Origin of the sequence: Bacillus thuringiensis (assembly GCF_001182785.1) — a bacterium.
Lineage (GTDB): Bacteria > Bacillota > Bacilli > Bacillales > Bacillaceae_G > Bacillus_A > Bacillus_A thuringiensis_S.
The window spans coordinates 183908-197042 of sequence record NZ_CP012100.1 but is presented as its reverse complement, the minus strand read 5'-3'; the positions used below and the strand labels follow the sequence as shown (position 1 = coordinate 197042).

Genomic DNA, 13135 nt, shown 5'->3' with positions numbered 1-13135 from the left:
TTTTATACAGAAAAAACCAGGATGATTTTAAAAAGTTATCCTGATTTTTTCTTAAATACACATAATTATTCATATTTCATAAAGTTAATTTGAACTAATTATAAGTTAGCAGAATTTATATCTATTCCAATCTTGATAGTGTTAATAACATTATATAGTTTGTAGAATTAGTTTATAGAGATTATGAAACTATTTTTCATTAAGTGTATCTAATTGTTGATTGATTACAGTGCTGGACTTTTTATTCATAAGTATATAGATCCCACCTATGAATGATAAGATTACTGGATAGAAAATCGCCCAACCACTAAATGAGTATACAAAAATACATATAACTAACGATAGGAAGGCCATCCACCAACCTATATCTTGAACTTTTAATAACTTAAGAGCAGCTAGCATTGTAAAAATATACGAGGTAATAAAAATTACACTAGGGCCTTTTAGAAGCATCTCTAAATTTGGTCGTGCTATACCATAAAAAATTAAAATACAACTAAAAATTCCGACTAAAACTAGTAAAACCCTTGTTGGAGTTTGGAATTTAGAATGTAATTTAGCAAAGAAGGAAGGGAAATGTCCTTCTCTAGCCTGAGCGTAAATCATTCTTGAAAAACCTGCAATGTTAGCATGTACAGCACTAAACGAAATGAAAATTGCTAAAATGGTGGTTATATATGTACCTATTGGTCCTAATCCTTTTGATATTAGAATGCTAAGGGAAGCTATCTGGTTCTTATCACCATATGAGTGAGTCCCTATTGTTACAAAAGATATTGCAATGTACATAATTGAGATGCAAATTGCCCCTAAAAGTAGACTAATGGAAATATCTTTAGCAGGTCTTTTAAACTCTTCAGCTAATGGGGTAATCATTTCCCATCCTACAAATGAGAAAAAGATAATTACAGAAGAAGCTCCAACAGAAGACCATCCGTTTGGTACAAAAGGTGTAAAAGAACTTAATTTTACATAGGGGATAGAAACGACAACAGCCACAATTATTAGAAGTGAAATTATACAAATGACAAACACACTTACTTTTGATGATAACTCAATTCCTTTAATATGCAAGAGTAAAGAAGTAATTAAAATTAATGCCGAGATGCCAATAACTCCTGCATTACTTATTGGAAAAACATAGCCAATATATTGGGCACCTGTTAAAGCGATAATAGGTACTCCAATAGGAATAGATCCTAACATAATCCACCCTAGGATGGCACTCGTATTTGCATTAAATGCCATTTGAACATAAGCTGTAATTCCTCCTGCGCTAGGAATCATTTTAGCAAGACGCGCCAGAGTTGCGACAATGGGAAAAGCTAATATAGACATGATAACCCAAGATAAAAGCGAAGCTGGTCCAGCGCTATTTGCAGTAATTGAGGGTAATATAAGAATTCCACAACCCAACACAGCTCCTATGGTTAATGCAGTCCCTTGTACCCAAGTAATTGAACGTTTCAATGATTGTTGTGTCAAGATATTCAGCCTCTCTTTCGTTAATTGATATCAATTATATAAAGTTTTAAAAAAAGATAACATGCTATAATTTATGTATTAATTATAATTTTCTTAAAAAATTTAAGAATTATTAATTGTATTCTTAATTAATCAAGGAGAGATACATTAATGGATCAAACAGATTTAAAGATTCTTTCACATCTTCAGGAAAATGCACGTTTAAGTATGGTTGAAATAGGAAAGCTGGTAGGTTTGAGTTCCCCTTCTGTTACAGAGCGGGTCAGAAGACTAGAAGAACAGGGTGTCATTATAAGTTATCGTACGATTGTTAATCCGAAAGAATTAAAAAAACATATTACCGCGTTTGTTTTAATGGAACCAAGAGATTGCAACAAATATAAAAAATTTGCAATGGAACATCCAGATGTAGTCGAATGCCATCGTATTGCCGGTTTATACAGTTATCTAACAAAGGTAGTGACAGAATCAGTACATACACTTGAAGACTATATTAATTTGTGCTTAGAGTATGGAAAGCCTACAACCTTAATAGTGCTTTCTTCTCCAGTAGAACATAAATCACTTTTTACAGAGAGTGAAAAATCTTGATTAAATATGAGAGATTATTCTAAAAAGATAAATATTATGAAATGATAAAATTTAAAATTATATATTTGGTATAGTGTTAGACTAGGGCTTCGGCACTAGCTTTTCTTTCGCTTGAATATATTACTAAGTCATATATAATATGCTTATATACTTGAAAGTGAGGGAGAGAATGGCATACAGCAAGGCGCAAAATGAAGCCACAAAAAACTATAAAAAACGTAATCCAGTACAAGCGAAGTACCTTAATTATAAAACTATGGCTAGAAGTTTCATCAAGAATTTAGCCACACAAGAAGATTTGGATATGCTAAAAGAATTAATGGCAGAAAAAGAGGAGAATGACCGTGCTAGAAAATAAATTAGGTATCAAAAATCAGTTGGAATTGAATCGAGTGGAAGAACGACTATCAAAAATGAAAGCCAAAGATTTATATGATTCAGGAGAAATAAACCACATAGAAGTTGGCACATTTAAGGGTCTTTCTGACATTCATAATTATCTATTTGAAGATATTTATTTCTTTGCTGGAAAGATTCGAAAGGTTAACATAGCGAAGGGAAACTTTCGATTTGCTCCTGTTATGTATCTAAGCCATTCACTAGAACATATAAACACTATGCCACAAACAACCTTTGATGAAATCGTTGAAAAGTATGTTGAAATGAACATTGCCCATCCTTTTAGAGAAGGAAACGGTAGAGCGACTAGAATATGGTTAGATTTAATCTTTAAGAATGAAATTCAACAGGTGGTTGACTGGAATAGGATTGATAAAGAAGACTATTTACTGGCAATGGAACGCAGCCCGATTAAAGATATTGAAATTAAGTATTTACTCAAAAATGCACTAGTAGATAAAATTAATAGCCGTGAAGTATTCATGAAAGGCATTGATATTAGTTACTATTATGAGGGATATACTGAATATGATATAGAGGATTTATAAATAAAAAAGGGCTGAAATTGCCCTTTTTTTTGCATTTTGAAGAGGATTTTTCATATAAAAACAGTATAAAATAGATTCCACTAGGGATCCCTAGTGTTATTTGGAACTTATCTTTTATAGTATTACTTTATATAAAGATTTACAAAAGAAGTTCTTCTTTTCTGATAATAAATATTGATGAGTAATCATTAATTAATATACATAAATTACTTTATGGTTCATTCATGTATTCCTTTCCATCTACATTAATCATTTATTGCAACAGGTTTCCCGTCCCAAATAAGATATCCTAACTAAGGACATTAGAAGTATCTTTATAATCATTTTCCAATATAATCAATGTGTTTATGAAAGGAATTCTGTGTTATTTTTGCTTTTTTACTAACTAATACAGCTTCAAACAAAGGACACAATTGCTACATACTAAGTGTAATTTATTACCTATTCAAAATTCTGTCTATTCAATCTTTCTAAAAATAAAAAAAGATTAAACTTATAAATATACAAGTTATAATGAGGGCGTCGAGACATAAATCAATACCTCTAGAGAAAATACCAAACCTCGTTTGGGTTAAAAATTCTAAAGAACTTGCCAGTGATTTTTAAAAATTGGACATACTGCTATGATTACTATACGGAGTGTAGTGAATCAGAAGGAAAGTTTATTCAACTTAATAAAGAAAGCGCTATCAAACAAATTTTATTTTGAATTGGTCATTCCAATAACTTAGATTCAACTTTAATTAAAAATAATAAATTATGGGGGTGTTTATATGAACATGAATGTAGTATCTATTAAAGAAAAAAAGATTGTTAAATACAAAAGTTGTTTTGATGTGATTGGGCCCATAATGATAGGTCCTTCAAGTTCACATACTGCAGGTGCTTTGGCTATTGGAACAGTTGCTAATAGATTATTTAAAGGTCTTCCCAAAAAAGTTGTGGTAAAGTATTATGAATCATTTGCTGAAACCCATAAAGGTCACGGAACTGATTTTGCAATTATTGCTGGTATATTAGGCTTTGCTGCCGATGACAGCAAAGTGCCAGATGCTATTAAAATAGCAGAGTCTAAGGGAATTGACATTACCTTTATTGAAAAATCGGGTAATAGTCCTGCTGGTCATCCAAATACGGCAGATGTATATGTAGAGGATGAAAGTCGAAGTATTAGAACGATGGGTATTTCGGTTGGTGGTGGGTTGATTGAAATCAAACATGTTGAAATCGATGGATTTAGCTTAGATCTGCAGGGGCCATTGCCAGTTGTTATTGCGATTTCGGAAAGAGCTGACTTTGAATTTGTTTTACGCAGGATCTTTAAACAATATGATGTGGAAATTAACAGCTTTCATAGTTTGGAAGATAAAACAAAATATTTATATGCATTCGCTTTGGATTCGATATTGCCTGGTAATGTTCAGAAGGAATTAGGAGATTTAGGCAATATAGCTAATCTTATTATTCTTTAGTTATATTAAGGAGTGAAAAATATGTATATGTCCATAAAAGAAATTGTGGATGCAGCTAATAAAAGCCACAAGCCAATTTATGAATTAGCAATCGAACAGGAAATCAAACAAACTAAAACTTCTTATGAAGAAGTTTGGAGTAAAATGGAACGAAATTTAGCGACTATGCAACATGCAATAAATAAAAGTATCGAAGGCGACGGTGTATTTTCTCCAACCGGGTTAACCGGAGGGGATGCCGTAAAACTTAAAAACTATCGAGAAAATAGGAAAACTCTTTCTGGAGATTTGATGGTGTTAGGGATTCAAAGTGCTATCGGTGTTAATGAAGTAAATGCTGCATTAGGAGCTATTTGTGCAACTCCAACAGCAGGTGCGAGTGGGACGATTCCGGGAGTCCTATTTAGTATTAAAGATACGTTGCAGTTAAGTCATGAAGATATGATTCATTTTCTATTCACTTCAGCGTTATATGGAACGATAGTCGCAAACAATGCTTGTATTTCAGGAGCGTACGGAGGATGTCAAGCTGAAGTAGGAAGTGCCTCAGCGATGGCGGCTGCAGCTGCGGTAGAAGCTGCGGGTGGAACGCCACAGCAATCTTCTGAAGCTTTTTCGACCGCATTACAAAATTTACTCGGTTTAGTTTGTGATCCGGTCGCTGGTTTGGTAGAAATTCCTTGTGTAAAGAGAAACGCTATTGGAGCGACAAATGCTTTAGCAGCAGCAGACATCGCATTAGCCGGCGTAAACAATATCATCAATGCTGACGAAGTTATTGAAGCAATGTATAGGGTTGGAAGACAGATGCCTCGTGAGTTAAGAGAGACAGGTTTAGGCGGAATTGCGGCTACACCTACAGGGATTGCCATTAAAAATAAAATCTTTGGGGAGAAACAATCAAATCAATAAACAGCTATCGAGTATATTGTGAAATATTTAACAATATGTACTCTATAGTTCGCCTAAGGATGTCTGTATGGTGGGGGAATTATCAATAAAATATATTACTATATAATTAAAATATTTTGTAAGTGGTAAAAAACCCTTCAGGTTGATGCTTCGCTAATTTTTTAATTTTGATTAATTTAGAAGAGGGATATTCGTTGTGGTGCACTATATAAGCAATTCATTTTTCAAGAACGGTCTATATTCCTATACCTTAAATAGAGAATTGAGAATAGGACACAAGGAGGAATTATTATATGAATGGGAATACTGCAAAAAACATAGAATTTCAAGCTGATAATACTGCAGTAAAAAATGAGAATTATCTAGACCCTAAAAAGTGGCATAAACAGGATACTACCTGGGCATTGAGCCTTTTTGGAACAGCAATTGGAGCAGGGGTACTCTTTTTACCGATTAATGCAGGTTCAGGTGGTTTATTATCATTGCTGTTAATTACCATACTTGCCTATCCTGTTATGTATTATTCACATAGGGCGCTTGCTAAAATGATTTACGCTTCGAACTCTGCCGATGAGGGGATTACAGGTACTATAAGAGAGTATTTTGGAAATAAGGCAAGTATCATTTTTAACATTGTATATTTCGTCTCCATTTATACGATCGTGCTTATGTACTCGGTCGCACTTACAAATACCGCTAGTAGTTTTATCGTGCATCAATTGCACATGCCGGAGCCTCCAAGGGCCATTTTATCCCTTGTCTTAGTACTCGGTCTTATCACTATACTAAATTTTGGTCAAGATATTACTGTAAAGATAATGAGTATGCTAGTATATCCTTTTATTGCTTCTCTACTTTTTATTGCAATATCTTTAATTCCACAATGGAATACTTCAATGCTAAGTTTTTCAAGTGTTTCTACTGGTTCAACTGGAACAGGGTATTTTGGAGCTATTTGGATGATACTACCAATCATTGTATTCTCGTTTAATCATTCACCTATGATTTCATCATTTGTTGTGAAGCAGAGAGCTAGTTATGGAATAGACGCTACTGATGCCAAGTGTGCTCAAATACAAAAAGTTTGTTATATCATAACATTCGCTGTTGTTATGTTCTTTGTTTGGAGCAGTACTTTAAGTTTGACTCCAGATGATCTTAAGGTGGCAAAAGAACAGAACTTGTCAATCCTATCATATCTTGCTAATGAGCTTAATTCACCAGTAATCACTATTGCGGCTCCGATCATTGCATTTGTGGCTATTACAAAGTCTTTCCTTGGCCATTATATAGGAGCATATGAGGTAATGCGTGACATGATTATCAAGTCCGGTAAAAAACGTGGGAAAGATATAGGAGAGAAAACAGTTAAGACAATGATTCTTACTTTTGTCGTATTAACATGCTGGTATGTTGCTTATACAAATCCAAGTATTCTTGGAATCATTGATGCTCTTAGCGGTCCGTTAGTCGCTGCTATCTTATGTCTATTACCGATGTATGCGATTCGTAAAGTACCAGTACTAGCAAAATACAGAGGGAAAATGAGTAATGTATTTGTAATTGTTATAGGAATACTTACTGTTTTAGCAAGTATTAAGTCATTATTCTAATTCACTATTTTGGGTTCGCATGCAAAACGCGTGGGAAATGAAAAAAGAAAGATTGCTAGCGGAATTGAATTTTATATTGTTAAACTAAAAAAGGACAAACTTCTCACCTTGGAGAGTTTGTCCTTTTTTAATCTGCCTCCATGCACTTCTATTTAAATTTCTTGTACCTAAACTGTTTATACCAATTGTAGGATTTTCTGTCTTTTTGTCGAATATATCTTTAATGCAAGGAGGGATATTACATGATTATTAAAGACTATTTCATCAATATTTCTATTTTTTCTTTATTAGTTAGCGCAGCGATATTTATTCAAGTGTTTTTGATTCATACCAGGCGATATTTCGAAAAATTCTATGGAGGAATTATTGCAGTTACTTTGATGCTCTTTTCTTTTCCATACATGGGATTTTCCTACGATCTTCGAGTTGTTCCTCTTATTCTATCTTTCATTTACTTTGGTCGCATTGCTGGTTGGATTACGTTAATTAGCATTATTATAATGCGTATCTTTTACATTGGAGGCTACTGGGAACCTCCTGTGATTGCTTATTTAGGCTTGGGTATCCTATTTTTTACATTTAAAACATATTTTAAAAACCTTCATCCTTTCAAAAGTGCATCTTTATATTTTTTTGTTTTTGTCGGAATAAAGTGGTTAGTTGGTGTATTCTTTAATACTACGTTACTTTACACTGGAGGATTATTATATATAGCTTTAGGACTTTTAATTGGGCTATTTCTTATGGAAGCCTACCAGAGATTATATTATTTAACACAGGACTTATCTAAAATGAATCGGGAATTAAAAAAATCAAAGCAAGAACTCACAGATACCGTTCACGAGCTTCAAGGAGGGATTTTTAAATTTAAAAAAGTGGGTAAGCACTTTATACACACTTTATGTGATGGACAGTTTTATTATCAAAAAGGATTTTATTCTGAACAAGTGGTAGGGAAAAGCTTACGGACTATTGATGCTTCTATTGTTCCACCACATTTAGTTTCACAATTGATGAAGTATTATCTTCAGGCATGGGAAGGGAAAGAAATTATATTCGAATTACCCTGGCCAGATGATAAAACGATTATTCTTATTGCACTTAGGCCGATTAAACGAAATGGACAAGTTATTGAAGTTGTTGGTTCTACAGTCGATATAACAGAAAGGAAAAAGGTAGAATCAGAATTAAGAGCTACCAAAGAATTACTAGAATCATTTATAAAGCATAATGTAGATGCTATTACCATTTCTGATCGAGAAGGGCATATTTTACAAGCAAATAAAGCTTATGAAAAGATATTTGGATGGTCATTACAAGAAATCATAGGTAAGAGATTACCGTGTGTACCAGATTACTTAATGGAAGAATCACTTGAAAATATTCGTAAAATTCTAAAAGGAGAATCCGTAGTTACTAGATTAGAAACTGTTAGACGACGTAACGATGGAAGTCTTCTTGATGTCAGTCTGACAGTTTCTCCTATACTAGACGTAAGAGGAAATGTAATAGCTTTATCTGCAATATGTAGAGACATCTCTGAAAGAAAACAAGCAGAAAGAGAACGACAACGATTACACCAACAATTAAAAGATAGTGAAATGAAGTACCGTGCACTAATCGAACAAGCAACTGATGCAGTATATGTAGTAGAGCTGAATGAAAATTATGTTCCAAGTCGATTCATTGAGGTAAACCCTGTTGGTTGTAAAAGATTTGGATATAGTAGAGAAGAACTGCTCTCGTTACCATTTCCAAATGTAGTAACACAAGATTCTAAAATGATTGTAAGGTTGTTAGAAAAAATTAGAGAGGGACAAACTTCCTTCACTTTGCAAGATGAATATGCTTTTCCAACAGGAAAAATAATAACAACTGAGTTTAGTGTCCGTGTTTTTAACTTAAATGGTAAAAAAGTTTTCCTGAGTATTTCTCGTGATATCACTGAACGGCTAAAAACAGAAGAATTACTACGAAAATCTGAAAAACTTGCTGTTGTAGGACAATTAGCGACTGCAATGGCTCATGAAATTAATAATCCATTAACCGCAATGAAAGGGTTTATGCAATTACTAAAATCAATGGAAACTGAGAATAATCAGGGTTATATAAATATAGTATCATCAGAGATTAAGCGTATAGAAAGTATTACTAATGAATTTATGGCGGTAGCCAAACCACAGGTGGTAAAGATACAACCTAATGATATTAGTGTGCTAATGGATCAAGTCTTAATGCTACTGCAACCTCGAGCAATGATGAATAATATACAAATTAGAATTGATTTTTCACCTGGTATTCCACTAATTCCATGTGAAGGAAATCAATTAAAACAAGTATTTGTTAATATTATAAAAAATGCAATTGAATCCATGCCAACAGGAGGAGAAATTTTGATTCAATTTGATAAACTTGATAATAATCAAATAGGGATTCGCTTTATCGATCAAGGATGTGGTATTCCAAAAGAACGTATACCATATTTAGGAGAACCTTTTTACAGTATTAAGGAAGAGGGGATTGGTTTAGGATTAATGGTCTGTTATAAAATTATCGAAACGCATCAGGGAAAGGTATTTATTGATAGTGAAGTGAATAAAGGAACAACAGTTGAAGTTACTCTGCCTATTTGTACACTTCAAAATTATGATATTTCCTTATAGGGGTCACTATACATCGCCATCATTCTATCAAAAACGTCTTAAACAGGGATATGGAAGGATCTAAAACCAAAGTATCATGTTTTAAATTTTTTCAGCATCTTTTTTATCGTATTTTATTTCACTCCAACATTATTATGCAGTTTCCCCTTGTGATAAATAATTTTTTCTATTATTCTATCTATAAATAATAATGATTATCAATATCAAATTGGTGTTTTTATGAAAGTTCTAATTTCTGGTGGTGGAATTGCGGTCTATCTTTAGCAAATTGTCTTTTATCTAATGGTTATTCCCCAATTATTATTGAAAAAGCTCGCTCATTTCGTTCTATTGGATCTGTAATTAGCTTAAGAGGAGATGCGATATTTGTTTTAGATAAATGAGGATTATTAGAACAGGTGAAAAAACACGGCGTCACAGTAGAAATGCGACAATTTGTTGATACTAGGGGGCAAGAAATACTCAATATTGATTTTAGAAAATTTCATATACAACAGAGTGGTTCAATAAGCATACACTGTTTTATATTACATCAGATTCTTTACGAGTCTATAAGAAATTCTATTGATGTAAATTTTAATACTACAATTCATTTATTCCATCAAAATAGTGATAACGTTGAGGTCACCTTCCAAGATGGGCGGAAGGAATTTTTTGATTTGGTTATCGGAACAGATTAGTTCAAGAAGCAATGAGAAAAAGTTATATATTATGTGTCAATGTAGAACTATAATATACAAAAATCAGGAGGTTATTATATGGTAATATACATAAATTATACGACAGAACACCCTAATAACTTTGACTAATTACTAAACCTATATGAATATTTATGATGGAATTCACTTAAATTAACAATTAATGATTTGGAACGCATGTGCAATCAAAGTTGATACGCCATTTACGCATTTGATGAAAAATAATTAGTGGCTATGGGATGTGTTATTTCAGATGGTGTAATTACTGGAGTAGTTTGGGGAATGTACGTTCTACCAATCTATCTGTCCGAAGGAACCGCCGCCATGTACAAATCGCGCTGGGCAATCGAATCATTTTTTCGCTGTATTTAGCTGAATTTGAACGTTCCCGTATTGTTTGGCACAACATCCAATGCGTTGTTCAATTAGTTATTCACAGCTATAATTGCCTATGCCTTGCTAAAATTTCTTAGTGCACAAGTCCAAAAGACAAAACAAAGGCTTGTCATTTGCAGGTTTCACACGCCTGTTTCTTTGTGAAGCCTTGTTAATTGAGTGGCAAATTAGTTTGAAAGAAACACTTGAATTCTACGGGTCGATAAATCAAGAAACTGTATTACTTTGGTTAATCAACATACGTGTTAATTTATAGTAAAATGATTACTTGAAATGATGCGGTGGAAAACAGGGAAAAGAGGGAACCGATGCCTACTATACTAGTTGCTGACGACGATGCGAACATTCGCGAACTCGTCTGTTTATTTCTACGCAACGACGGATTCGCAACAGCTGAAGCAGCGGACGGCAAGGAAGCACTGGCCGTCTACAGCTCAACGGATGTCGATCTTGTCGTACTTGACATTATGATGCCGATTATGGATGGTTGGACGTTAAGCAAGGAGCTCCGAAGGGCCAATCCTGATCTACCTTTACTTATGCTGACTGCGAGAGGAGAAACATGGGAGAAAGTGAAAGGTTTCGAACTTGGGGCGGACGATTATTTAACCAAACCATTCGATCCGTTAGAGTTGACGGTTCGTGTTAGGGCACTACTCAAACGATACAAGATTGGCTCCACGCAGACGATCCATTTCGGGAACGTCATCCTTGATCGACAGACCTATAAGGTGATGAAAGGGACGGAGTCGCTTACGTTGCCGCTAAAGGAGTTCGAATTGTTGTATAAGCTCGCTGGAACACCCGGACAAGTCTATACGCGCGTGCAGTTGATCGATCAGATTTGGGGTATCGATTACGCCGGAGATGATCGAACGGTAGACGTACATATTAAACGGCTGCGTGAACGGTTCGCGACAACACCTGATTTTCGGATCGAAACGGTGCGCGGGCTTGGGTATCGGCTTGAGGTTAATGAATGATCAGATCCCTATATATACGTGTTGTCCTGACATTTTTAGTCTCCATTATCGGGGGCACGATCATTTCTTTTTTTGTGTCAACTTGGATATTCGAAGATAAGTTGAACGAAAACGCTCAAATCAACTTACGTAACTTTGGCCAAGACATCGTCCGGGTTTACAAGACCCTTCCGTTACATGAAGCGGACTTGTTCGTAAGTGAAATGAAGCAGCTCGATTCTTATTATATTCGAATTTACGAAGCAACGGGTCAGTTCAAGTCTTACGGTAAACTTCACGAACACAAACCTGCGCCTGTGACGATGGAGCAACTAAAGAAAGTATTAGATGGAGGTGTTGTTCGGGACACTCCTAATGGTATTGCCACGGTCCTCTTAGGGTTGCCGTTGAAAACGGAAATGGGAACGAAAGCGATATTTTTGGAAGCGCTCGCCCCTCCTTCAGCCTCTTTTGTCACAAAGTGGGCATTGGTCTTTGCAACATGTTCGTTGATTGCAGGAAGCTTATTGATTCTAGTTGCCTCTGTATTCCTGGTAAGACCGATTAAAAAGCTGACAAAAGCGACCAAGCGGATAGCATCTGGAGATTTCAACGTCAAGTTGAATATTAAGCAAACGAGTGAGCTGGGTACTTTGGCTCGCAGCTTCGAAGAAATGATGCACGATCTGCAGCAACTTGAGCAGATGCGCAGGGAATTCGTAACGAACGTGTCGCACGAGGTTCAGTCTCCGCTCACTTCGATATCCGGTTATGCTCTAGCGCTTAAGCAAGTTGACCTTTCAGAATACGAACGAAGCCGTTATTTTGATATTATCATCGCTGAAGCGAAAAGGATGTCCAAAATGAGCGATAGCCTGCTAAAGCTGAGTTTGCTTGAATCGCAGTCAAAGCAACTGCGGCTCGTCACGCTCAGCCTCGATGAACAAATCCGACGGATAATCGTGGCGCTCCAGCCACAATGGTCTGCTCGTGATATACATTTCGAGCTTGATTTACAGACAGTTAAAGTAACCGCTGATCATGACCTGTTAAATCAGGTATGGACGAATATCCTCAGAAATAGCATCAAATTTTCCGAGGATGACGGCGTGATTAACGTAAGCATCAAACAAGATATCAAAAACGTGACAATCCTAATATCCGACACTGGTATTGGTATTCACCTTGACGACCAGAAGCGTATATTCGATCGTTTTTTTAAGGCCGATCGTTCCCACAGTCGTAAGTATGACGGAAGTGGTATGGGACTCGCTATCGTTAAACAAATCGTGTCGCTTCATCAAGGTGACATCCGAGTGAAAAGTGAACCTGGTCAAGGAACGACCTTCATTGTCACCTTGCCAATCACTACACCAACAGATTAGTTAGATTCATT

Annotated in this window: 10 protein-coding genes and 1 pseudogene; 10 read left to right on the top strand and 1 reads right to left on the bottom strand. The window is 35.2% G+C overall.

Annotated elements, in window-relative coordinates:
* Positions 1–189 precede the first annotated feature (189 nt).
* Entirely contained in the window at positions 190–1485 is a 1296-nt protein-coding gene (locus AC241_RS28085) for an APC family permease (RefSeq protein ID WP_050845090.1), read from the bottom strand.
* Between the two features lie 150 nt (positions 1486–1635).
* Between AC241_RS28085 and AC241_RS28080 the strand changes: the two genes are divergently transcribed.
* From AC241_RS28080 to AC241_RS28035, 10 genes and pseudogenes are all read left to right on the top strand, one after another.
* Entirely contained in the window at positions 1636–2076 is a 441-nt protein-coding gene (locus AC241_RS28080) for an Lrp/AsnC family transcriptional regulator (protein ID WP_000372880.1), read from the top strand.
* Positions 2077–2245: 169 nt separating this feature from the next.
* Complete coding sequence (locus AC241_RS28075) at positions 2246–2434, top strand: hypothetical protein (protein ID WP_016082849.1); 189 nt, start codon at positions 2246–2248, stop codon at positions 2432–2434.
* Entirely contained in the window at positions 2415–3023 is a 609-nt protein-coding gene (gene fic / locus AC241_RS28070; RefSeq protein ID WP_033690372.1) for a protein adenylyltransferase Fic, read from the top strand. Before AC241_RS28075 ends, fic begins: the two co-directional genes overlap by 20 nt.
* A 773-nt stretch (positions 3024–3796) precedes the next feature.
* On the top strand, positions 3797–4495 hold the full coding sequence (sdaAB, locus tag AC241_RS28065; RefSeq protein WP_050845088.1) for an L-serine ammonia-lyase, iron-sulfur-dependent subunit beta: 699 nt from the start codon (positions 3797–3799) through the stop codon (positions 4493–4495).
* 21 nt (positions 4496–4516) lie between these two features.
* Positions 4517–5407 carry an L-serine ammonia-lyase, iron-sulfur-dependent, subunit alpha gene (sdaAA, locus tag AC241_RS28060; protein WP_048565624.1) on the top strand — a complete coding sequence of 297 codons (891 nt, stop codon included), beginning with the start codon at positions 4517–4519 and terminating at the stop codon, positions 5405–5407.
* Between the two features lie 293 nt (positions 5408–5700).
* Entirely contained in the window at positions 5701–7020 is a 1320-nt protein-coding gene (locus AC241_RS28055) for an aromatic amino acid transport family protein (protein ID WP_048565623.1), read from the top strand.
* Positions 7021–7262: 242 nt separating this feature from the next.
* Positions 7263–9683 carry a PAS domain S-box protein gene (locus AC241_RS28050; RefSeq protein WP_050845087.1) on the top strand — a complete coding sequence of 807 codons (2421 nt, stop codon included), beginning with the start codon at positions 7263–7265 and terminating at the stop codon, positions 9681–9683.
* A gap of 758 nt (positions 9684–10441) precedes the next feature.
* A pseudogene (locus tag AC241_RS35315) lies at positions 10442–10696 on the top strand (GNAT family N-acetyltransferase); the annotation flags it as partial.
* Between the two features lie 389 nt (positions 10697–11085).
* Positions 11086–11760: a response regulator transcription factor gene (locus tag AC241_RS28040; RefSeq protein ID WP_048565621.1), complete on the top strand. Its 675-nt coding sequence runs from the start codon at positions 11086–11088 to the stop codon at positions 11758–11760.
* Positions 11757–13124 carry a sensor histidine kinase gene (locus tag AC241_RS28035; protein ID WP_050845085.1) on the top strand — a complete coding sequence of 456 codons (1368 nt, stop codon included), beginning with the start codon at positions 11757–11759 and terminating at the stop codon, positions 13122–13124. The genes AC241_RS28040 and AC241_RS28035 overlap by 4 nt, the downstream gene beginning before the upstream one ends.
* The last annotated feature ends 11 nt before the right edge of the window (positions 13125–13135 follow it).